Source organism: Xanthomonas sp. NCPPB 1062 (genome assembly GCF_041481705.2).
Taxonomy (GTDB): domain Bacteria; phylum Pseudomonadota; class Gammaproteobacteria; order Xanthomonadales; family Xanthomonadaceae; genus Xanthomonas; species Xanthomonas euvesicatoria.
In genome coordinates, this window is record NZ_CM192987.1 from 1,740,418 (window position 1) to 1,763,775 (window position 23,358).

At 64.7% G+C, this 23,358-nt stretch carries 14 protein-coding genes, 1 tRNA gene and 1 pseudogene; 11 read left to right on the forward strand and 5 right to left on the reverse strand.

Going from position 1 to position 23,358, the window contains the following annotated elements; genetic code table 11:
- Window positions 1–82 precede the first annotated feature (82 nt).
- The 5 genes from ACCQ16_RS07620 (at window position 83) to ACCQ16_RS07640 (ending at window position 5,751) form a co-directional block, all read left to right on the forward strand.
- A complete protein-coding gene (locus ACCQ16_RS07620) occupies window positions 83–928 on the forward strand; it encodes a transporter (protein ID WP_277572943.1) in 846 nt (281 codons plus the stop codon).
- A 138-nt stretch (window positions 929–1,066) separates the two neighbouring features.
- Entirely contained in the window at window positions 1,067–2,242 is a 1,176-nt protein-coding gene (locus ACCQ16_RS07625) for a LacI family DNA-binding transcriptional regulator (protein ID WP_029819117.1), read from the forward strand.
- A 13-nt stretch (window positions 2,243–2,255) separates the two neighbouring features.
- Window positions 2,256–3,566, forward strand: coding sequence for an L-fucose:H+ symporter permease (fucP, locus tag ACCQ16_RS07630; protein WP_008576532.1), 1,311 nt, complete (start codon window positions 2,256–2,258; stop codon window positions 3,564–3,566).
- On the forward strand, window positions 3,563–4,549 hold the full coding sequence (locus ACCQ16_RS07635; RefSeq protein ID WP_277572892.1) for a carbohydrate kinase family protein: 987 nt from the start codon (window positions 3,563–3,565) through the stop codon (window positions 4,547–4,549). The genes fucP and ACCQ16_RS07635 overlap by 4 nt, the downstream gene beginning before the upstream one ends.
- The gene (locus ACCQ16_RS07640; protein ID WP_277572893.1) at window positions 4,546–5,751 is read left to right on the forward strand and encodes an AGE family epimerase/isomerase; all 1,206 of its coding nucleotides are present in this window, start codon (window positions 4,546–4,548) and stop codon (window positions 5,749–5,751) included. Before ACCQ16_RS07635 ends, ACCQ16_RS07640 begins: the two co-directional genes overlap by 4 nt.
- A 140-nt stretch (window positions 5,752–5,891) precedes the next feature.
- On the opposite strand, the gene metH is transcribed toward ACCQ16_RS07640, so the two are convergent.
- The 3 genes from metH to ACCQ16_RS07655 all read right to left on the reverse strand — a co-directional run bounded on the left by metH (window position 5,892) and on the right by ACCQ16_RS07655 (window position 10,934).
- The gene (gene metH / locus ACCQ16_RS07645) at window positions 5,892–8,645 is read right to left on the reverse strand and encodes a methionine synthase (protein WP_029819121.1); all 2,754 of its coding nucleotides are present in this window, start codon (window positions 8,643–8,645) and stop codon (window positions 5,892–5,894) included.
- Window positions 8,646–8,811: 166 nt separating this feature from the next.
- The gene (locus tag ACCQ16_RS07650; RefSeq protein ID WP_218495654.1) at window positions 8,812–9,942 is read right to left on the reverse strand and encodes a homocysteine S-methyltransferase family protein; all 1,131 of its coding nucleotides are present in this window, start codon (window positions 9,940–9,942) and stop codon (window positions 8,812–8,814) included.
- Window positions 9,939–10,934 (reverse strand): ArsR/SmtB family transcription factor, encoded by a 996-nt coding sequence (locus tag ACCQ16_RS07655; protein WP_011346987.1) that lies wholly within the window; start codon window positions 10,932–10,934, stop codon window positions 9,939–9,941. Before ACCQ16_RS07655 ends, ACCQ16_RS07650 begins: the two co-directional genes overlap by 4 nt.
- Before the next feature lie 88 nt (window positions 10,935–11,022).
- On the opposite strand from ACCQ16_RS07655, the pseudogene ACCQ16_RS07660 reads away from it, so the two are divergent.
- Together ACCQ16_RS07660 and ACCQ16_RS07665 are read left to right on the forward strand one after the other, a co-directional pair.
- Window positions 11,023–12,345, forward strand: a pseudogene (locus ACCQ16_RS07660) (acyl-CoA dehydrogenase family protein).
- A 208-nt stretch (window positions 12,346–12,553) separates the two neighbouring features.
- The gene (locus ACCQ16_RS07665) at window positions 12,554–14,077 is read left to right on the forward strand and encodes a platelet-activating factor acetylhydrolase IB subunit (protein WP_277572894.1); all 1,524 of its coding nucleotides are present in this window, start codon (window positions 12,554–12,556) and stop codon (window positions 14,075–14,077) included.
- A 336-nt stretch (window positions 14,078–14,413) separates the two neighbouring features.
- Here the strand turns inward: ACCQ16_RS07665 and ACCQ16_RS07670 are convergent.
- A tRNA-Leu gene (locus ACCQ16_RS07670) sits at window positions 14,414–14,500 on the reverse strand.
- 121 nt (window positions 14,501–14,621) lie between these two features.
- Between ACCQ16_RS07670 and rnr the strand changes: the two genes are divergently transcribed.
- The 4 genes from rnr (at window position 14,622) to ACCQ16_RS07690 (ending at window position 22,255) form a co-directional block, all read left to right on the forward strand.
- Window positions 14,622–17,150, forward strand: coding sequence for a ribonuclease R (rnr, locus tag ACCQ16_RS07675; protein ID WP_372380244.1), 2,529 nt, complete (start codon window positions 14,622–14,624; stop codon window positions 17,148–17,150).
- 273 nt (window positions 17,151–17,423) lie between these two features.
- Entirely contained in the window at window positions 17,424–17,897 is a 474-nt protein-coding gene (locus tag ACCQ16_RS07680; protein ID WP_033837274.1) for a GFA family protein, read from the forward strand.
- 308 nt (window positions 17,898–18,205) lie between these two features.
- Window positions 18,206–18,955 carry a 23S rRNA (guanosine(2251)-2'-O)-methyltransferase RlmB gene (gene rlmB, locus ACCQ16_RS07685; protein ID WP_011346992.1) on the forward strand — a complete coding sequence of 250 codons (750 nt, stop codon included), beginning with the start codon at window positions 18,206–18,208 and terminating at the stop codon, window positions 18,953–18,955.
- Window positions 18,956–19,219: 264 nt separating this feature from the next.
- Window positions 19,220–22,255, forward strand: a complete 3,036-nt coding sequence (locus ACCQ16_RS07690; protein WP_277572896.1) for a ligand-binding sensor domain-containing diguanylate cyclase — start codon at window positions 19,220–19,222, stop codon at window positions 22,253–22,255.
- 232 nt (window positions 22,256–22,487) lie between these two features.
- Here the strand turns inward: ACCQ16_RS07690 and rnt are convergent, their stop codons facing one another.
- The gene (gene rnt / locus ACCQ16_RS07695) at window positions 22,488–23,129 is read right to left on the reverse strand and encodes a ribonuclease T (protein ID WP_008572178.1); all 642 of its coding nucleotides are present in this window, start codon (window positions 23,127–23,129) and stop codon (window positions 22,488–22,490) included.
- Between the last annotated feature and the right edge of the window lie 229 nt (window positions 23,130–23,358).

Sequence of the window (23,358 nt, forward strand, 5' to 3'; positions counted from 1 at the left end):
CACCATGCGCGCCGTTACGTGTCGATGCAGGCCGGCGCCTTTTGCCGTGCCCTCGTCCCTGCTCGGTTGCTCCGTCCTGCCAATGGTGCTGCATATGTCCCTGTCGTCGAAATTCCTGAAATCCAACGTCGTGGCAGCCATCGACAGTCGTGCCCTCAGTCGCGTGCCGGTGCAGGCGCCGCGCCGAACGGCGTCGGCCTTGGTGATGCTTGCGCTGTGCTTGGCTAGCGGGCACGCCGCCGCGCAGGCAGACGATGCGCCGGCGTTCGACCGGCCGGGCATTCCATTCGCTGCGGAGGCGTTGCAGCCAGGTGCGTTTGCCTGGGAGCAGGGCTTGCCGGATGCAAGTACCGACCGCAGCGACGGGCAGCGCACGACCCAATACACCGCCGACACGCTGCTGCGTCTGGGGTTGTTCCAGAATGTCGAACTGCAACTCGGGAGCGACAGCTACAACTGGCAGCATGGTGGTGGCATGCGGGTACGTGGCGGCGGGGATAGCAGTGTCGGATTGAAGGTGGCCTTGCCATCGCGTTCGGAGAGCTTTCATTGGGCTGCGCTGGGCACTTACAGCATCCCGACCGGCAGCCCGGCCTTCAGCGACGGCTACTCGCGCGAACTCGGTGTGACTGCATCCTGGGATCTGGCGCAGCAGCGTGCCATCGCGTTGTACGTCAATTACGCGCGCGATGACGACGGGCACACCTGGACCTTCGCGCCCAATTACACGTTTTTTTCCGGCGACCATTTCAGCAGCTATGTGGAAGCGGGCGTGGACACCGGCAGCGCGCATTCGCGCGTGGCCGGCGCGGGTGGCGCCTGGCAGCTGCCGCATGCGATGCAGCTGGATGTGTCGGTGTTGCGGGGACTGACCTCGGAAAGCCCGGCCTGGCAAGGTGGCATCGGGCTATCGATCGCGTTTGAGTGACTGGTGCGAACCGCCGCTGTCGGATCACTGGCCAGTCGGTGCGTTGCCCTGGGCCTTGGCCTCGTGCGAGATGGGCTATGTTGCACTGCCGCATGCATTGACTGCGCGGAAGAGGCCTAATTGGATCGATCCAATTTGATGCCACTGCATGCGTCTTTTTTCCACCGCAAGGCTTGCCACGTGACGCCAGCCAAGCCGACACCCGAAATGACTGCGGACGATGGTACGCCAGGCGCGCGGCGCGGCGCGGTGACGCTACGCGATATCGCCAGCGCCATCGGTGTCTCGCGCGCAACGGTGTCGCTGGTGCTGCGCGGGAGCCCGCTTGTGCATGCAAGCACGCGCGCGCGCGTGGAGGCCGAGTTGGATCGGCAGAATTACGTCTACAACCGCGCCGCGGCGAATTTGCGCCAACGCACCTCGTCCAGCGTCGCGCTGGTCATCAACGATTTGTCCAACCCGTTTTTTGCCGAGTTCGCCGCCGGTGTGGACGAGGCACTAGGCGCAGCCGGCTATGTCACCTTGCTCGGCAGCACCGGCGAATCGACGCAGCGTCAACAGGCAGTGCTGACCTCGCTGATGGAGCACACGCCGGCGGGCATCATCCTGTCGCCGGCCGAAGGCAGCCAGGCGCAGGCGCTGACCCAGGTGCTCGGCCGCCAACGCAACGTGGTGCTGTTCAATCGCGAGGTGGAGGGCGCGCAATGGGATCTGCTGGCGCTCGACAACGCACAAGGCGCGTTCGAGGCCTGCGCGCACCTGATTGCGCAAGGTCATCGGCGTATCGTGTTCTTCGGTGGGCATGCCGCATCCAGTTCCTGCCGGCAGCGTCGCGCCGGCTATGCGCGCGCGATGCAGGAGGCGGACCTGGAAACGCATTACGTCGAGTCGGCTCCAAATCGCCAGGACGCCGCACTGTGCGGGGCGCGCTTGCTGAGCACTGCGGCGCAGGCTGCGACTGCAGCGGTCTGCTACAACGACAGCGTTGCGCTCGGTCTGATGGCGGCCCTGGCCAGGCACGGCATCGTGCCCGGCCGCGACTTTGCGGTGACCGGCTTCGACGACATCGCCGAAGCGGCGCTATTCACGCCTGCATTGACCACCCTGGCTGCAGACCCGCGTGCACGTGGCAGGCAGGCTGCGCAGCTGGTACTGCAACGCATCGGTAGCCCAGAGCTCGCCGCACAACAGCTGACCGCCGCAGTTGCCTTGAATATTCGTGCGAGCAGCGCCTGCGGACCGACAGCGCGAATGTCATCACCTCCCCCAAGCGGTCCATCCGCCCATTCCCCCACCAAGGCCTCCGGCCGCTGACCAGGCAATCCCTATGGTTTCCCTTTCCACGCAATCCTCCGTGCCCAGCGGCAACAAGGCGCCCGTCAACAACGGCGTGGCGTTGTCGGTGGTCACCACGATCTTTTTCATGTGGGGCTTTCTGACCTGCCTCAACGACATCCTGATTCCGCATCTGAAGGCGGTGTTCGAGCTCAACTTCGCGCAGGCGATGCTGGTGCAGTTCACCTTCTTCGGTGCGTACTTCCTGATGTCGCTGCCGGCCGGTTGGCTGGTGAATCGGTTGGGCTACAAGCAGGGCATCGTGGCCGGGTTGGCGGTGGCGGCGGTGGGCGCGCTGGGTTTCTGGCCGGCGGCGGAATTGCGCGTGTACAGCGCATTTCTCGGCGCATTGTTCGTGCTGGCCACCGGCATCACCATCTTGCAGGTGGCCGCCAATCCCTACGTCGCCTTGCTGGGACCCGAGCGCAGCGCCTCCAGTCGCCTGACCCTGGCCCAGGCACTGAACTCGCTCGGTACCGCGATCGCGCCGCTGTTGGGCGGCTGGTTGATCCTCTCCAACACGGTGATGAGCGGCGACCAGCTGAAGGCCCTGCCGGAAGCCGAGCAACTGGCTTATCGCGTGCAGGAAGCGCAGGCCGTGCAAGGCCCGTACATCGGGCTGGGTATCGTGCTGTTCTTGCTGGCGATTTTCGTGTTCTTGTTCCGTCTGCCGGCACTGACCGACGCCAGCGCACAGAAAGACGACAGCAAGCATTCCTTGCTCGATGCCTTGCAACACCCGCATGTGCGCTTCGGTGTGTTGGCGATCTTCTTCTATGTGGGCGCAGAAGTGGCCATCGGCAGCCTGATGGTCAATTACTTCTCGCTGCCGCAGATCGGTGGGTTCACCGAGCGTGAGGCAACCAAGTACGTGTCGGCCTACTGGACGCTGGCGATGATCGGCCGTTTCATCGGCTCGGCGCTGCTGGCCAAGTTGTCGCCGCGCGTGTTGTTGTCGGTGTTCGCGGCCATCAATGCGGTGTTGCTGGGCCTGACCATGGCCAGCGGCGGCATGTTGGCGGTATATGCGCTGGTGGCGATCGGCCTGTTCAATTCGATCATGTTCCCCACCATCTTCACCCTGGGTATCGAACGGCTCGGCCCGCTGACCGGGCGCGCGTCGAGCCTGCTGATCATGGCCATTGTCGGCGGTGCGATCGTGCCGTATCTGCAAGGGCTGCTGGCAGACAGCATCGGCCTGCATGAGTCGTTCGTGCTGCCGTTGCTGTGCTACCTGTACATCGTGTTCTACGGTATCTGGGGCTCGCGGTTGCGCGGCGCACTGGCGGAGGCACGCGCATGAGTGCGACCAAGCATCAGGTAGTGTGTTTCGGCGAAGCGCTGATCGACATGCTGGCGTTGCCGCAGGACGGCCCGGACCAGGCGCGTACCTTCGCGCAATATGCCGGCGGTGCGCCGGCCAATGTCGCCGTTGCGGTGGCGCGCCTGGGGGGCGCTGCGCATTTCGTCGGCATGCTCGGGCGCGACATGTTCGGCGATTTCCTGCTGCAAAGCCTGCAGCAGTCCGGCGTGGCGACCGATGGCATCGTGCGCACCGATCAGGCCAAGACTGCGTTGGCGTTCGTTGCGTTGGACGACGCGGGCGAACGCAGTTTCAGTTTCTACCGTCCACCGGCAGCGGACCTGTTGTTCCGTCCCGAGCACTTCGCCGCGGACGGGTTTACGCAGGCAGCGGTATTGCATGTGTGCTCCAACAGCATGACCGAGCCGGAGATTGCCCAGTGCACGCTCGACGGCATGCGCCGTGCGCGTGCCGATGGCGCCATCGTCAGCCTTGACCTCAACCTGCGCCCGATGCTGTGGCCTCAGGATGTCGATCCGGCGCCGTTGCTGTGGGAAGCGCTGGCGTTGGCCGATGTGGTCAAGCTTTCGCGCGAGGAGCTTGAGTATCTGGCGGGAACGCTCGATGGCGATGCCAGTGCGGTCACGCAAAAGCTGTGGCAGGGCAAGGCCAGTTGGTTGCTGGTCACCGATGGCGGCGGGCCGGTGCATTGGCAGACACGCACCGATGCGGGCCAGGTGCCGGCGTTCCAGGTGCAGGTGCGCGATAGCACCGCCGCTGGCGATGCATTCGTCGGCGGGCTGCTGTATCAGCTGGCAACGCGTGCTGCATCGCTGGAGCAGCTATGCGGCGATTCCGCGGCAATCAATGAGGTGATTCGGTTTGCTGCCGCGGTCGGCGCGCTGGCGGTGACGCGCAAGGGCGCGTTCGCGGCAATGCCGAGCATCGATGAAGTCCATTCCTTGATCCAGGAACAATCATGAGCCGCTTGCCTGCAACACCCGCACCCGATTTCCGTTCGGCTGACGTCTTGCGCCAGCACATCGCCGACACCATGGCGTTCTACCATCCGCGCGCGATCGATCCGGCGGGCGGGTTTTTCCAGTATTTCCGCGATGACGGTTCGATCTACGATGCCGGGCATCGGCATCTGGTCAGCAGTACGCGTTTCGTCTTCAACTACGCGATGGCCTACCGCGAGTTTGGCGATGCTGCGTATTTGCAGGCGGTGCGTCACGGGCTGGACTATCTGCGTAACGTGCATCGCAACCCGCAAACCGGCGGTTATGCATGGACGCTGCGCGATGGTGTGGTCGAAGACGACATGAATCACTGCTATGGCGTGGCCTTCGTGCTGCTGGCGTATTCGTGCGGTCTGAAAGCCGGCGTCGACGAGGCGCGCGCGTGGATGGACGAAACCTGGCAGCTGCTGGAAAAACATTTCTGGGAAGCGGAGTTCGGGCTGTATCGCGACGAAGCCGACGCGCAATTCAACTTCACCAGCTACCGCGGCCAGAACGCCAACATGCATATGTGCGAGGCGATGATCGCCGCGTACGAGGCCAGCGGCGAGCAGCGTTATCTCGATCGCGCGCTGGTGCTGGCCGAGAACATGACCCGGCGCCAGGCCGCCAAGGCCGATGGGCTGGTGTGGGAGCATTACGACCCGCAGTGGAACATCGATTGGGACTACAACCGCGACAATCCCAAGCACCTGTTCCGCCCGTGGGGTTTTCAGCCCGGCCATCAGACCGAATGGGCCAAGCTGCTGATGCTGCTGGATCGGTATGCGCCGGCCGACTGGTTGCTGCCGACCGCGCAGCATCTGTTCGACGTGGCAGTGGAGCGCTCATGGGACACGCAGCGCGGTGGGCTGTATTACGGCTTCGACCCTGACGGCAATGTCTGCGACGACGACAAGTATTTCTGGGTGCAGGCCGAGTCGTTGGCCGCTGCTGCATTGCTTGCGCAGTGCAGCGGCGACGATCGCTACTGGCAGTGGTACGACACGCTGTGGGCCTATTCGTGGGCGCACATGATCGACCATCAGTATGGCGCGTGGTATCGCATCCTGGATGCGGACAACCGCAAGTACAGCGATGAGAAAAGCCCGGCGGGTAAGACCGATTACCACACCATGGGCGCGTGCTACGAAGTCTTGAACGTGTTGCGGCCGGCTGCTTGATGCTGGCGTGATCCAAGCGCCGCCGCGCAATGCGGTGGCGTTGCCGCACAGGAGCGCACCCGGGCGCGATGAGGCTTTACCGATAAGACCCCCATCGCGCCCGGGTGCGCTCCTACGATATCTGCGGTCAGCAGATGCCCTTACTCCGGGTCGTAATCCAGATTCGATGCCAGCCAACGCTCGGCCAATGCCAGCGTGATGCTCTTGCGCTTTGCATAATCGGCCACCTGTTCCTTGCTTAGTCGCCCGACCACGAAGTATTGGCTCTTGGGATGGCTGAAGTAATAACCGGAGACCGCGGCAGTGGGCAGCATCGCAAAGCTTTCGGTCAGCGACATGTCGGCGTTGCGCTCGGCATCGAGCAGATCGAACAAGGTGCGTTTTTCGCTGTGTTCCGGGCAAGCCGGGTAGCCGGGAGCCGGGCGAATGCCGCGATAGCGCTCGGCGATCAAGGCTTCGTTGTCCAACGCTTCGTCCTCCACATAACCCCAGAACTCGGTGCGCACGCGTTGATGCAGTCGCTCGGCCAGCGCCTCTGCCAGACGGTCGGCCAACGCCTTGAGCAGGATGGAGTTGTAGTCGTCGTGCGCCGCTTCGAACCGGGCCACATGCGCATCGATACCGATGCCGGCAGTGACCGCGAACGCGCCGATCCAGTCCTGCTTGCCGCTGCTCTTGGGAGCGACGAAATCGGCCAGGCAGAAGTCGGGGCGGTCGATGGGCTTGTCGACTTGCTGGCGCAAGAAGTGCAGGGAATGGGGAATGGAGAATCGGGAATGGTCGAGTATGCGGGCATCGCCTTGCAATTCCCGGTTCCCGATTCCCGATTCTGCCGGCTCCGTCAGGACGACAACATCGTCTCCAACGCTATTTGCCGGCCACAGCCCGAACACGGCCTTGGCCGTCAGCCACTTCTCTTCGACGATGCGCTTGAGCATGCGGCGTGCGTCGCGATACAGCTCGCTGGCCTGGGTGCCGACGATTTCGTCGCTGAGAATCGCCGGGAACTTGCCGGCCAGCTCCCATGCCTGGAAGAACGGCGTCCAGTCGATGAGTTCGATCAGCTCCTGCAACGGGTAGTCGTCGAAAACGTGGATGCCTGGCTGGCGTGGGGCCGGTGGAGTGTAGGTGTCCCAATCGCCGTCGAAGCGCTGCGCACGGGCTTTTTCGAGCGACACCAGGCGCTTGGCATCGCCGCGGTTACGGTGGCGTGCGCGGATTTCCGCGTAATCGGCATCGTTGGCGGCAACGAAGGCCTGGCGCAGGTCGCGCGAGATCAGCGACTGCGCCACGCCCACGGCACGCGAGGCGTCCTTCACCCACACGGTGGGCGCGGTGTAGTGCGGGTCGATCTTCAGCGCGGTGTGCGCGCGCGAGGTCGTTGCGCCGCCGATCAACAACGGAATGTCAAAGCCCTGCCGCTGCATCTCGCGCGCCACATGCGACATTTCTTCCAGAGATGGCGTGATGAGGCCGGACAGCCCGATCAGATCCGCGTTTTCTTCGCGAGCGCGATCCAGGATCACCTGCGCCGAGACCATCACGCCCAGATCCACCACATCGAAGTTGTTGCAGGCCAACACCACGCCGACGATGTTCTTGCCGATGTCGTGCACATCGCCTTTGACGGTGGCCATGATGATCTTGCCGTTGGACTTGCCGACATCGCCGGTGCGCAGTTTTTCCGCTTCGATGAAGGGCAGCAGATAGGCCACCGCCTTTTTCATCACGCGCGCGGACTTGACCACCTGCGGCAAAAACATCTTGCCGGCGCCGAACAGATCGCCCACCACGTTCATGCCGTCCATCAGCGGGCCTTCGATCACGTCCAGAGGGCGCGTGGAATGCTGGCGCGCTTCTTCGGTGTCGGTTTCCACGAATGCGTCGATGCCGTGCACCAGCGCATGCGCCAGGCGCGCGCGTACCGGCTTGTCACGCCAGGCCAGGTCTTCGACTTTCGCCGCGCCCTTGGTGCCCTTGTAGCGCTCGGCGATTTCCAGCAGACGTTCGGTGCCGTCGCGGCGTCGGTTGAGGATCACGTCCTCCACGCGTTCGCGCAGTTCCGGATCCAGCTCGTCGTAGATCGGCATGCCGCCGGCATTGACGATGCCCATGTCCATGCCGGCCTTGATCGCATGGAACAGGAACACCGAGTGGATTGCCTGGCGTACGGTTTCGTTGCCGCGGAAGGAGAACGAGACGTTGGAAACGCCGCCGGACACATGGCAGTGCGGCAGCGTGTCCTTGATGATGCGGGTGGCTTCGATGAAGTCCACCGCGTAGTTGTCGTGCTCTTCGATGCCGGTGGCCACGGCAAAGATGTTCGGGTCGAAGATGATGTCTTCCGGCGGAAAGCCAACCTGCTCGGTCAGTAGCGTGTAGGCGCGCGTGCAGATCTCGACCTTGCGCGCGCAGGTGTCGGCCTGGCCCGCCTCGTCGAAGGCCATCACCACCGCGGCGGCGCCGTAGCGCAATACCTTGCGGGCGTGTTCGATGAACACTGCTTCGCCTTCCTTGAGCGAAATGGAGTTGACCACGCTCTTGCCTTGCAAGCATTTCAATCCCGCTTCGATGACGCTCCACTTGGACGAATCCACCATCACCGGAATGCGCGCGATATCCGGCTCGGACATGATCAGGTTGAGAAAGCGCGTCATGGCCTTCTCCGAATCGATCAGGCCTTCGTCCATGTTGACGTCGAGGATCTGCGCACCGCTGTCCACCTGCTGACGCGCGACCTCCACCGCTTCCTCGTAGCGCTCCTCCTTGATCAGCTTGCGGAACTGCGCGCTGCCGGTGACGTTGGTGCGCTCGCCGACGTTGACGAACAACAGGTCCGGCGTAATGACCAGCGGCTCAAGGCCGGACAGGCGGGTGTAGCGGGGAGTGCTCATGCAAGGCTCTGCTGGACGATGACGGCGCGATCGGTCGTGGTGAGTGGGTGTTCACGGCCCGGGCCTCGGGCGCGGTGCAATGCAGCCCTCATCCGGCGCTGCGCGCCACCTGCTCGCGCAGGCGGGAGAAGGTGCGCAAAGGGTGGATGAGGGTGAGCCTGACGCATCACGCCGCCAGCTCTTGTGCGCCAGGCAGTTGCCGCGGTGGCAGATCGGCGACCGCTTCGGCGATGGCGCGGATATGGTCCGGAGAGGTACCGCAACAGCCGCCGACCAGGTTGAGCAGGCCGGCCTGTGCGAATTCGCGTAGCGTGGACGCCATTTCTTCCGGCGTCTCGTCGTATTCGCCGAAGGCATTCGGCAAGCCGGCGTTCGGATGCGCGCTGACATAGGCGTCGGCGATCTGCGCCAAGGTTTCCACGTGCGGGCGCAGATCCTTGGCGCCGAGCGCACAATTCAAGCCGATCGACAACGGCCTGCCGTGCGCGACCGATGCATAAAACGCTTCGGCAGTCTGTCCGGACAAGGTGCGCCCGGATGCGTCGGTGATGGTGCCGGAAACCATCACCGGCAAACGCCCGCCGCGTGCCTCGAAGACCTCTTCGATCGCATACAACGCGGCCTTGGCGTTGAGCGTGTCGAAGATGGTTTCCACCATCAGCGTATCCGCGCCGCCATCGATCAAGCCCTCGATGGCCTCGCGATAGGTTTCGCGCAGTGCATCGAAACTGGTGTTGCGGTAGCCGGGATCGTTGACATCGGGGCTGATGGAGGCGGTACGGCTGGTGGGGCCGAGCACGCCGATCACAAAGCGCGGTTTGTGCGGAGTCAACGCCTCGACTTCGTCGCAACAGGCGCGCGCGACTTGCGCGCCTGCCTTGTTCAACTCGTACACCAGATGTTCTAGGTGATAGTCGGCCTGGCTCACCGACGTGGCGTTGAAGGTATTGGTTTCCAGTAGATCGGCACCTGCATCCAGATAGGCGCGATGAATGCCGGCAATGATCTCCGGGCGGGTCAACAGCAGCAGATCGTTGTTGCCCTTCAGATCGTGGCCCTGCGGTACGTGTGCGTGGTCGCAACCGGGGCCGTGCACGTGCGCACTGTCGTAGCCCTCGGCAAAGCGGGTGCCGCGGTAATCGGGCTCCTGCAGATCGTGGCGCTGGATCATGGTGCCCATCGCGCCATCGATGATGAGGATGCGCTCGGCAAGCGCGGCGGTGAGCTTGGCTGCGCGCTCGGGACGTAGCCAGGGCAGGGCATGTGCGACGGGGGAGTGGAGTGCTGCAGGCGTCATGATGCGATGCTCCGTGAGACAGCGGCGCTGCGGTCGGCGATTCCCGAATCCCGATTCCCCATTCCCGGCTTCACAGCAATCAACGAGATCACTTCGAAATGGGGCGGGCGCTTTTCGCGTGTCACCGTCTCCAGGCTGGAGACGTCCAGCCCGGCTTTTTCAACGAACTTGCGCAGCTCCTTGGCAGCAAACCCCAGATTGACGTGGCCGTACGCATGCACCGCGGCGCGGTGTTCGTGCTTGGCCAGGCTGCACAGCAGCAGGCGGCCGCCCGGGCGCAGCACGCGCGCCGACTCGGCCACCGCCTGCGCCGGTTTGGCCGCGTAAGTCAGCGCGTGCATCAGCACCACCAGGTCGAAGCTGGCATCGGGGAATGGCAGCGCATGCATATCGCCTTCGCGCACTTCCACGTTGCGCAATTTGCGCAGGCGCTCGCTGGCGGCCGCAACCACGCGCGCGCTGGTATCGATGCAGATATAGCGGGTGGCATGCGGTGCCACCAGTTCGGCCAGCACGCCGTCGCCGGACGCGATATCGAGCACGTCGCCGGTTTCCAGCAGGGGCAGGGCGGTGCGCGCCAGGGCCTCCCAGGTGCGTCCCGGCGAGTAATGCCGTTCCATGTCGCCGGCCACCGAATCGGCCCAGTTCTGGTCCGCGGCACGGTTGGCCAGCACGGCGGCCACGCGCTCGGCATCCTGGCGCAACAACGGATCGTCGCTGCCGGTGCTCAGTGCCAGCCATAGCGCGCGCTGCGCCGGGTCCAGCGACACTTCGTCGAAGCGGTAATACGCCGATACCCCGGCGCGGCGGTCGCGGACCAGCCCGGCTTCCTTGAGTTTGGCCAGGTGCGTGGACACCCGCGGCTGCGCCAGCCGGGTAATGGCCGACAGCTCGGCCACGGTGAGTTCTTCCTGCTCCAGCAAGGCCAGCAGGCGGACTCGCGTGGCGTCGGCGAATACCTTCAAGCGGGCCGACCAGTCTTCCAGATCCATGAATATCTCTATATCGCGATATGGAGATATTTTCGGGCCGGCGGCAGGTGCGGTCAACTACATACGCATGCGAATGGTTGGCGCTACAATGGGGCTCAGCTCAGGCCTGAAGGGGTGCGACGTGGATTTCAGCTTTACCGAAGAACAATTGATGATCCAGGATGTGGCGCGCCGCATCGCGCAGGAAAAGATCGCGCCCAGCGCCGAGCAATTCGACCGTACCGGCGAATTTCCGCTGGAAAATATCCGCCTGCTTGGCGAAAACGGTCTGATGGGCATCGAGGTGCCGGTCGAGTACGGCGGCGCCGGCATGGACCCGATCAGCTATGCGCTGGCGATGATCGAAATCGCCGCGGCCGATGGCGCGCACTCCACCATCGTCTCGGTCAACAACTCGCTGTTTTGCACCGGCATTCTCAAAAACGGCAGCGAAGCGCAGAAGCAGCTGTACGTGCGCGCGATCGCCGAGGGCACGCACATCGGTGCGTTCGCGCTGACCGAGCCGCAGTCCGGCTCGGATGCCTCGGCAATGCGCTGCCGCGCGGTCAAGCAGGCCGATGGCAGCTTCGTCATCAATGGCAAGAAGAGCTGGATTACCTCCGGCCCGGTGGCCAAGTACATCGTGTTGTTTGCGGTGACCGAGCCGGACAAGGGCTCGCGCGGCATCACCGCCTTCATGGTCGATACCGACCGCGCCGGTTTTCATCGCGGCAAGACCGAGCCCAAGCTCGGCATCCGTGCCTCGGCCACCTGCGAAATCGAGTTTGCCGATTACGTTGCGCAGCCCGACGAGGTGCTGGGCGTGGAAGGCGAGGGTTTCAAGACTGCGATGAGCGTTCTGGATGCCGGGCGCATCGGCATTGCCTCGCAAGCGGTCGGGATTGCACGCGCGGCGTATGAGGCCACGCTGGCCTACGTCAAGGAGCGCAAGGCATTTGGCGCGGCGATCGGCACGTTCCAGATGACCCAGGCCAAGATCGCCGACATGAAGTGCAAGCTGGATGCGGCGCTGCTGCTGACGCTGCGTGCCGCATGGTTGAAAGGGCAGGGGCAGAAGTTCGGCACCGAAGCGGCAGTGGCCAAGCTCACTGCATCAGAGGCGGCGATGTGGATCACCCATCAGGCGGTGCAAATTCATGGCGGCATGGGGTATTCGAAAGAAATGCCGCTGGAGCGCTACTTTCGTGATGCCAAAATTACCGAAATCTACGAGGGCACCTCGGAAATTCAACGCCTGGTGATCGCGCGCGGCGAAACCGGGCTGCGCTGAGGTCTTGCCGCGCTCCAGCAGTGCCGCTGCGCGCGGCACCGCTGGAGCGCTCTCCGCGATGCCAAAATTACCGAAATCTACGAGGGCACCTCGGAAATCCAGCGCCTGGTGATCGCGCGCGGCGAGACCGGGCTGCGCTGAGGTCTTGGCGCGCTCCAGCGGTGCCGCTGCGCGCGGCACGACAGGGTCGCGGCGAAGCCCGTGATTCCCTCAGCATTGCCGCAGCAACGCGGCAACGACGGAGTGATCGCGGCAGTGCGTTGTGATCATCAAGGGCGGCTATGCCAAGGGTTGTCCTGCGTTGCATGCGCGGACCACAATCGACGCTTCTCCCGTGTCTGGTGCGCGCATGTCCCGGTCTTCGCACGCTGCTTCGTCCCGTGTTTCACGCTCCGGCTTTGCGCATACCCTGTGGTGCTGGGGGCTGCTGCTGTTCTGCACGACGGCAGGCGCGCAAACCTCGCCGCCTTCGATCGTGCCAACCGATCGTCTGCGCGAGTCCTGGTGGGCGCAGCGGCATGCGCAGGTGCTGGAGCAGGTCAAGCAGCACCCGGATACCAAATTGCTGCTGATCGGCGATTCGATCACTCAAAACTACGAGAAAGCCAAGGCGCCGGACGAAGACTTCCGACCGACCTGGCAAACCTTCTACGGCAGCCGCGGTGCGCTGAACCTGGGTTTCAGTGGCGACGGCACCGAAAACGTGCTGTGGCGGCTGGCCAATGGCGAAGTCGACGGGTTGCAGCCGAAGGTCGCGCTGGTGCTGATCGGCACCAATAACACCGGCCATCTCGGTCAAACCGCCGAACAGACCCAACTCGGTATCGATGCGGTGGTCGCGGCGATCGAGCAGAAGCTGCCGCGCACGCACATCCTGCTGCTGAGCGTGTTGCCCAGCGATCTCTCCAGCGAAAAATCGCGGCGCGATGCGCAGATCAATCAGGGCCTGGCCGTGCGTTACGGCGACAACCCACGCGTGACCTATCTGGATGTGAGTTCGGTCTTCCAGCGCGACGGCAAACTCCGCACCGATCTGTTTTACGACACCCGGTTCCGTCCGGCGGCCGGTGCCTTGCATCCGGACACGCGGGGGCAGCGCATGCTGGCCGAAGCGATCGAGCCCACGCTGGCGCGGCTGTTGGGCGAGCCACCGGTCAAGCCTGTGGCCGAACTCGGCCGTGACGCGGCGACCTCGCTGATGCCGGTCGACTGGCTGGAGCAGGATTCCTACGACTGGTACGCACGCCACCACGCAGCGCTGGCCGTCGCGCGCAGCCTGAAGCCGGAGGTGGTGATGATCGGCGACTCGATCACGCATTTCTGGTCTGGGCCACCGCAGGCCACGCGCGTCAGTGGCCCCGAATCATGGCAATGGTTGTATGGCACGCGGCCGGTCCTGAATCTGGGCTTCGGCTGGGACCGCACGCAAAATGTGCTGTGGCGCATCCGGCAGGGCGAACTCGATGGCCTGGACCCGCGCTGGGTGGTGCTGCATATCGGCACCAACAATCTCAGCGGCACCGCGCAATCGCGCGCCAGCACCCCGGCTGAAGCGGCGTTGGGTGTGCAGGCGGTGGTGAGCGAGGTGCGCCGTCGCCTGCCCAACAGCAAGCTGATCCTGATGGCGATCATGCCGCGTGGCCGCAACCCCGACGATGCACGGCGCGCGCCGATCGCCGAGACAAACCGGCTGCTGGTCGCGCGCTATGCCAAGGATCCGGCGGTGCAGTTGGTCGATATCGGCCCCAAGATGCTGCAGCCCGACGGCACGCTGCCCGAAGCGCTGATGCCCGATGGCACCCATCCCAGCGAGTCCGGCTACCGCATCTGGGCGCAGGCGCTGCGCGAGGCGGGCATTACCGCTGCGCCGTAACGGTAGCGGCACGCGAGCGCATTCATCGATAAGCGAGCGCAGCGGGTAAGGGTGATAGTGCGGCCGCCCGCGCGCTGCCGGGTCGCGCGGGCCGGCAGGCGCGCTTGGTTTTCAGGAGTGCGCGGGGCCACTTTCCGGCGTGGAGCGTGATGATGGCCAAGGGCTCAAGCGAGGCCATCTGCGCCCCGGGCAGTGAGCTGGTCTGCCGTTTTCCAACGCCGAAAGAGCGAGCCGGGGCCGGGCTGCCGGCAAGGGCGCGGCGATCGAGTGCAGCGCACTGCATTTTCGAACCCCAGAAACCAGAAGACCCCCGATTGCTCGGAGGTCTTTTTAAACTGGTGCCCAGAAGAGGACTCGAACCTCCACGAAGTTGCCCCCGCTAGCACCTGAAGCTAGTGCGTCTACCAATTCCGCCACCTGGGCAGGTGAGCCGCGAATTTTGCAGGCCCCCGGCCGGCTTGTCAATGGGTTCCATGCGGCAATCGTCGGCGGTCGCGCCGGCCTTGCTGCCCATCCCGCCGCGCCACGCAGTACCATGTAAGCAATGACAAAGAAAAAAACCCCAGATTCCGATCGGCCGAGTCGCCGCAAATCCACCGGCGCAGGCGATTCCAGCACTGCCGAACAGCAGAAGTTGCCGGGCTGGATGCCAGACTTCCTGGTCCGCGCCGCAGCCGGCGCATCGACCAAGTCCGCCAACAAGCGCGCTGCCGACAAAGCATCCAACCCCTCCAAAGCCTCGTCACAGCCGGCGGCCGCGCCGCCTGCGCCGCGCGCTCCGCATCCGCGCAAGAGTGGGCCGTCTGCGCCGCCGCCGGAACGCTTCCAGACCACCGCGCCTGCGACTGCCGAATTCAAGGATCCGCATGCCGAGCGCGAGGCTCTTCGGTATGCCGAGCCGATCGCCAGCCGCGAGGCCATCCTGCAATTGCTTGAAGCCTGCGACGGTCCGCAGACCGCCGAAGAAATTGCCGAGCAGCTCAATCTGAGCGACCGCATCGATGCGCTGGGCAAGCGCCTGGCCGCAATGGTGCGCGAAGCGCAACTGGTGCAGAACCGCCGCGGTGGCTACGCGCCGGTGCAGCAGACCAGCCTGATCGCCGGCGTGGTCATCGCCAATCCGGAGGGCTTCGGTTTCCTCAAGCCCGACGAGGGCGGCGACGACCTGTTCCTGCCGCCGTTCGAAATGCGCAAGGTCATGCATGGCGACCGCGCGCTCGCCAATGTCACCGGCATCGACCGTCGCGGCCGTCGCGAAGGTGCCATTGCACGCGTGCTCGAGCGTGGCATGTCGCGCATGCTGGGGCGCTTTTTCTATGAGCACGGTGTGGCTTACGTCGACCCCGACGACAAGCGCATCCAGCGCAATGTGCAGATTGCCCCGGACGGTATCGGCGAGGCACGCGAAGGCCAATTGGTGGTCTGCGAACTGATCGCGCCGCCGGACGCGCGCCGCCCGGCGATCGGCAAGATCATCGCGGTACTGGGCGACAAGCTGACGCCGTCGCTGGTCGTCGAAATGGCCATCCACGGCCATGAATTGCCGCATGAATTTCCGCAGGAAGTGCTGGACGAAGCGGCGGCGGTGCCGTTGGTGGTCGAGCCGCAGATGATCGGCGGGCGCGTGGACCTGCGGCAGATGCCACTGGTCACCATCGATGGCGAAGACGCCAAGGATTTCGACGACGCGGTGTATTGCGAGCCCAATGCCGACGGCTTCCGTCTGGTGGTGGCAATCGCCGATGTGTCCAATTACGTGCGTCCCGGGACGCCGCTGGACGACGAAGCGCAAAAGCGCGCCACCTCGGTGTATTTCCCCGGCTTCGTGGTGCCGATGCTGCCGGAAACGCTGTCCAACGGTATCTGCTCGCTGATGCCCAAGGTCGACCGCATGTGCTTCGTCTGCGACATGCAGGTGGGACGCGATGGTGAAGTGACCGGCTCGCGTTTTTACGAAGCGGTGATGAATTCGCACGCACGCCTGACCTATAACCAGGTCTGGAAGGCGGTGGGCGAAGACGATGCGGACACCAAGGCCTTCATCGGCCCGCTGCTGCCGCAGGTGCAGCGCCTGCATCAGCTGTATCACGTGCTGTCGAAGGCACGCACGCAGCGCGGGGCGATCGAGTTCGAAACCTCCGAAGTGCGCTTCGTGCTCGACAACACCGGCGAAGTCACCCAGGCCGGCATGCTGGTGCGCAACGATGCCCACAAGCTCATCGAAGAATGCATGATCGTCGCCAACGTCGAGGCGGCGCGCTATCTGCTGAGCGTGCATGTGCCTGCGCCTTACCGTGTGCATGAGCGCCCGCCGGAGAGCAAGTACGAAGACCTGCTGGAGTTCCTCAAGGAGTTCCAGCTGAGCTTGCCGGCATGGAGCAAGGTGCGCCCCGGCGATTACACCAAGTTGCTGAAGAAAGTGCGCGCGCGCCCGGATGCGGCGTTGCTGGAATCGGTGTTGCTGCGCAGCCAGAGCCTGGCGGTGTATTCGCCGGAGAACAACGGCCATTTCGGTCTGGCGTTGGAGGCATACGCGCATTTCACCTCGCCGATCCGGCGTTACCCGGATCTGCTGGTACACCGCGCAATCAAGCATGCGTTGACCGGCGTCAGCCCGCAGACATTCATCTATACCCCGCGTCAGATGGCGGCGCTGGCATTGCAATGCTCCGAGCGCGGACGGCGTGCCGATGAAGCGGAGCGCGAAGTGGACGAGCGCTACCGCGCCGCGTGGATGGAAAAGCACGTCGGTGGCCAGTTCGATGGCGTGATCAGCGGTGTGACGGGATTTGGCCTGTTCGTGGAGTTGACGCAGTCCAAGGTCAACGGCCTGGTGCACGTCACGCAGCTGCCGCAGGACTATTACCAGTTCGATCCGATTCGCAAGACGCTCAGCGGCGAGCGCCGTGGTCGCGAGTTCCGCCTCGGCGACCCGGTGCGCGTGCTGGTGCTCAAGGCCAGCATGGAAGAGCGCAAGATCGACTTCCGCCTGGCCGACGAAAATGGCGCAGCGCCCGAAGCGCCGCTGCCGCCACGCGAGAAGCCGACCAAGCGCAAGAAGAAGCCGTACTGAGTTGCAGGACGGCGCTGCGGGCGGCCGAACTGGCAGCCCGCCACGCGAGGTGGTGGTGACAAGCAGCCACTAAAATGAAGCGCGGGTCGTCGGGCGGGTGTAGACGAGGCTGATGAGCCGCGGCGCGCCCGCGGTTCACGGCGACTCCCACGATTGGCCGCATCCGCTTGGCCGTGATCGCAGTCGTGTTATTCGCTGTGAGAGAGGCAGGTGGGCTGTTGCAGGCGAGTGGGTCTGCAATGATGTCCATAACAGACTGACGCGGAGCGGGGCATGGACACTTCAAGCGAATATAGCGGTGGCTGCCAGTGCGGGGCGGTGCGGTTTCATGTGCGTGGTGCGTTGGTGGATGCTTCGATCTGCCACTGCCGCATGTGTCAGAAGGCATTCGGCGCGTATTACGCGCCGTTGGTGTCTGTGCGAGGCACCGAGTTTCGCTGGACCCGTGGCGAGCCCAAGCGCTTTGCATCGTCGAATGTCGTGCAGCGCGGTTTTTGCGCCGAATGCGGCACGCCATTGACGTATGAGGCACCCGACGGCGTGGCAGTCGCGGCAGGTGCCTTCGACACGCCCGAGCAGTTGCCGCCGCATATCCAATATGGACTGGATCGCAAACTGCCCTTCGTCGATGGCCTGGCGCAGCTGCCTACGCGTCCACCCGAAGACGATGCCGCCGCGGAGGCTTTTTTGGCCAGCGTGGTGTCGCGACAACATCCCGATCACGACACTGCGCATTGGCCGGCGTGAGAAAAGGCTTTGGTTTGTTGTGCTGCTGATCGCGGCATGCGAGCAGCAATGGCGTCACCTCGCTCGCGGCCGTCACTGGCCGCGGCAACACGCGCCAGTGCGCCATCTGGCAGGCATCCATCGACACGATGGGGTGCGCGGCCGGCGTGCGGTCAATGCAGGCGTGCGCCATTGGCCCCGGGCGCTGCGCGTCCAGCACCAGTGCCATCGCCGCATCGCGTCGTTGGCATCGCCGGGCTCCACGCACCGGCCGTGACGTGACAGGCCGCAGGCCCTACCATTCCCCTTTACCTCTTCGTATGCCCGCAATGAGCAAGCAGAACCAGTGGATCGTCGGCGTCAATGCTGTCGCCTCGTCCGTCGAGAACGACGCCGACAACGTGCGCGAGGTGTTGATCGAGGCCGGCAGCAAGAATCCGCGCCTGACCGAGATCGAAGAACAGGCGCGCCGCAAGGGCATCGACGTCCGCCGGGTCAATACCCAGGCACTGGACGGTGTGGGTGGGCAGGTACGCCACCAGGGCGTGGCCGCACGCTATGCCGCCGCGCGGCTGTGGGCCGAGAACGAGCTGGAAGGGTTGGTCGAGGCCGCCGAAGGGCGCGCGCTTGTGCTGATCCTCGATGGCGTGCAGGACCCGCACAACCTTGGCGCATGCCTGCGCAGTGCGGCAGCGGCCGGGGTCACCGCAGTGGTGATTCCCAAGGACAAGTCGGCCACGGTGAACGCCACCGTGCGCAAGACCTCCGCCGGTGCGGCCGACCGCATTCCGGTGGTGGCGGTGACCAACCTGGCGCGCTGCCTGCGCGACCTGCAGAAGCAGGGTGTGTGGCTGTATGGCTTGGCCGGCGAAGCAGAGGCTTCGTTGTACAGCGTGGATCTGCGCGGCAATGTCGGGCTGGTGCTGGGTGGCGAGGCCGATGGCCTGCGCCGTCTCACCCGCGAGCATTGCGACGGCCTGGTCAAGATCCCGATGCCCGGCGAAATTGAAAGCCTCAATGTGTCGGTCGCCACCGGTGTGACCCTGTTCGAGGCCGTGCGCCAGCGCCTGGGCACCTAACGGCCCGCATGCATCAGGCGCGAGCGCAGGCGTGCCGGCCTGCGTAACCCACGCGCGTTACGCGATGCACAGCAGCGCCAACGCTTGATCGTTGCATTGCCGATGGGCATCTGCGCAATGTTCCGCGCAGATGCGGTTCGCGAGGCGTTGACTGGCGCACGCGCAGGGAGGTGCAGCAAGGCTTTCCAGGCATGCGCAGCCACCGTCGAACGCAGCGCGACGTTTTTGCCTACCATATCGCCAGCGAACGGCGCGTTGTGTGTGATGAACGATGGGGTGGGCGCCTGGCAAACAGGCGAGAGCAGTTGCGGCGTCCAGGCGTCAGCACGACGAAAGCATAGACGGCAGCCGCGCTGGCTCGGTGTCGGCGCCTGCCTGCTGTTGGCACTGTGTTCGCTTGTTGCGGCTGCCTCACCGGCCGGCACGGCACGCTTGCGCGATTACGCCATCGATAGCTGGAGTTCGCGCAACGGGCTGCCGCACAACTCCTTGCGCGACATCGCCCAGACCCGCGACGGGTATCTGTGGTTCGCGACCTGGGAAGGGTTGGTGCGCTACAACGGGCTGGAATTCAGCGTGATCGACCGCAGCACGCGTCCGGGGCTGCCCGATAACGGCGTCGGCGCGCTGTATGTAGATCGCGATGGCGCGCTGTGGCTGAGCGATGCGCGCGGCAATCTGGTCCGGCATGGTGCCGACGGGCAATGGCGACAGTGGCAGCGGCAAGGGCAATGGCCGCAGGCGTTGATCCATGCCATGACCATGGATGCCGAAGGCCGCATGTGGCTGTTGTTCGAAGGGCACGGGCTGGGCTGCCTGTGGCCGGATGGGCGCTTCGACTATTTCCCGCCGCACGATGACGCACCGCTGCAGAGCAGCTTTCCGCGCATGGTGGTCGATGCGCAGGGGCGCTTGTTGATCGGCACCTTCGATGGATTGATCTACCGCGAACCGGATGGGCGCATGCACCGCGCGCCGGCCGCATTCGGGTTTCCGCCGGGGTTGGCATGGCCGTATCGCGCAACGGACGGCACGGTGTGGGTGGTTGCGGGAGATCAGCTGTATCGCCTGCAGGGCGAGCGCGCCGAGCTGATGCATCGGGTGCCGGGGCAGGGCCACTTCACCGCGATGCTGCAGGATCGCAATGGCGACCTGTGGCTGGGCAGCGAAAACCAGGGGCTGCTGCGGATCGGGCCGTACGGCGTGGAGCATCTGCCGGCCGGTCGCAGCCTGCCGACCGGGCGCATCGTCAGTCTGCGTGAGGACGCCGAAGGCAGCATCTGGGTCGGCGCAAATGGCGGTCTGTTCCGGCTGCGCGAGACACTGTTCAGTCGCTACAGCCAGCGCGATGGATTAAGCGGCGACTACAGCCGCGCCATGTTGGAAGACCGCGACGGCAGCCTGTGGATCGCCGGAACCGCCGGCCTGGACCGGATGCTGCCGGACGGGCGCATCGTGGCGGTGCCGGTGGCCACACGATCGGGGCGACGTCTTTCGGTGCTCAGCCTGGCGCTGGACCGGCACGGCGATCTTTGGGTGGGCACCTATGCCGATGGTGTCTTCGTGTTGCGCGCCGGGCGCGTGCTGCGCCATTACGGCGAGGCCGAGGGCATTCCCGGCGGACATATCCGCGCGATCGTGATCGACGACCACGAGACGGTATGGCTGGCAACCCAGCGTGGCGTGGTGCAGCTAGTGGAAGGCAAGCGCACGCCGTTGGCGATCGATGGCTTGCCTGCCAGCGTGGTGACCGCATTGGCCAACGTCGATGGCGCGGTGTGGATCGGTTCGGTCGATGGTGCGGCAGTGCTACGCAACGGCAAGCTGCGCCAGTTGAATCTTGAGCAACTGGGCGGCGCGCGCAGCGTATTCGGTTTTCAGGCCATCGGCGATGCCATGTGGATCGCGACCGACCGCGGGTTGTATCGCGAGCGCAATGGCGTTCTCGCACGCGTAGGTCTGGAGCAGGGGATGCCGGTCGACACGGTGTTCCAGCTTGTCCAAGACCGGCTTGGCAATGCGTGGATCAGCAGCAATCGCGGCATGCTGCGTACCGAATTCAAAACGCTCGATGCAGTTGCCGATGGGCGCGGCACGCTCGCGATCGAACGCTATGGCGAGATCGATGGCATGGGCAATGCACAGGCCAACGGCAGTTCCGGCCCCAGCCTGCTGCGGCGTGCCGACGGCACGGTGTGGGTGGTGACAGCTGGCGGGGTAAGCATGGTCGACCCCTCACGTCTGCAGCGCTTTCGCGAACGTCGCCCGCCGCCGGCAGTGATCGAGAACGTGCAGCAGGATGGCCGCCCGTTGGTGTGGCGCCAGCGCGCACAACTGGCTGGCGGGCATCGCTTGAACGTGTCCTACGTCGGCATGAGCTTTCTGCTGCCGGAGCGAATCGAGTACCGCACCCGGCTGGAAGGCCTGGACAACACCTGGACCGAACGCGGCCGGCAGCGCAGCGTGGAATTCATCGGCCTGCCGCCGGGCCGATATCGTCTGCACGTGGCTGCGCGCCATCCGGGCGGGGCATGGAGCCCGCACGAAGCGGTGTGGGCGTTCGAGGTATTGCCGCTGTGGTGGCAACGCCAGGATGTGCGCTTTGCCGCGGCGCTGGGGGCGCTCTTGCTGCTGGCCCTGCTGTATCGGGTGTTGCTGCATCGCTACAAGACCCATAACGCGCGCCTGGCCGAGCTGGTGCGCAAGCGCACCGAAGACCTGCAACGGCAGGCGCAGCGCTTGCTGCAGGCCAATCAGGAAAAGAGCGAGCTATTGACACGTTTGCGCATCAAGTCCGATGTGTTCGAGCGCCAGGCGCACGAAGATGCATTGACCGGGCTACCCAACCGTCGTCATTTCGACGAAGCGCTGGCGCGCGATATCAGCCGTGCACGGCGCAGTGGGCGGCCGCTGGTGCTGGCGATTCTGGATATCGATCACTTCAAGCGCATCAACGACCATTATTCGCACGCCAGCGGCGATGCGGTCCTGCACGAGGTGGGAGTGCTCCTGACGGCGGCTGCGCGCGCCTCGGATCTGCCGGCACGCCTGGGCGGCGAAGAATTCGCGCTGCTATTGGCCGACACCACGCTGGACGAGGCACAGGCGCTTTGCCTGCGCATCCGCGCGCTCTTCCACGCCCGTCACAACTGGGCCAGCGTCGAGGGCTTGCAAGTGACCTTCAGCGCCGGTGTTGCCGCGCTGCGCGACGACGACACCGGCTCGTCGCTGATGCAGCGCGCCGATCACGCCTTGTACGAGGCCAAGAGCGCCGGCCGCGATCGGATCTGTGTGGGTTAGACGCCGGGATTCGGGAATCGGGATTTGGGATTGGCAACGGCAGTGCAGGCGTTCCTTCTCCTGCGGGAGAAGGTGCCCAGAGGGGCGGATGAGGGTACGGCAGCAAGCAGCAGTGCCGCGTCGTGATCAGACGGTTGCGGCTCGTGCTTGGTAAACGTACGCGATTGGCCGCTTCAATCCAGAAACCACGACGCTTTTGCCAATCCCGAATGCCCAATCCCGAATCCCGTCCTCACACCGGCCCGGGCCAGGCGTTGGCGATCTTGCAGAACAGGCGTGCGGTCTGTTCGGTGTCGTAGACCGCGCTGTGGGCGTCGGCCGCATTCCAGTCCAGTCCTGCGGCCTGGGCGGCGCGTGCCAGCACGGTCTGGCCGTAGGCCACGCCAGCCAACGTCACCGTGTCGAACACGCTGAAAGGATGAAACGGGTTGCGTTTGTGGCCCACGCGCGCCACGGCGGCGTTGAGAAAATTCAGATCGAAGTGGGCGTTGTGGCCGACCAGGATTGCGCGCTGGCAGCCGTATTTCTTCACTGCTGCGCGCACCGGCGCGAACACATGGTCCAGCGCGTCCTTTTCCTGTTTCGCGAAGCGGAACGGGTGGTCGAGCACGATACCGGTGATTTCCAGCGACTTCGGGTCGATCTCCAGCCCGGGCGCCGGCACCAGGTGCGCGCTGGCGGTCTCGCCGGGAAAGAAGCGTCCGTCGGTATCCATCTCGATCGGCACGCAGGCGATCTCCAGCAGGGCGTGCTTGTTCCAGTCGAACCCGCCGGTTTCTACGTCCACCACCACGGGCAGATAGCCACGAAAGCGGCGCGACATCGGCAAAAAAGAGGGGGCAGGCTGTGCATCGACCGGTTCGTTCATCCGCATAGCCTAGCAGGTCGCACGCCGTGCTCTGCCCTGGCTGCAGGCTGGCACGCTCACAACGGCGCAGCGACGCCGCGACGATTGGGTGCACGGCCACTCGAGTGGCGTCGGCGTGCATTGCCGGCCCACTGTCTGCGCGCGTCTTCCCCGAACCGGGCGACTGCAGACCACACAGCGACAGTCGCCATACACCGAAATGAAAAGGCCCGATCCGCGTTGCCACGGACCGGGC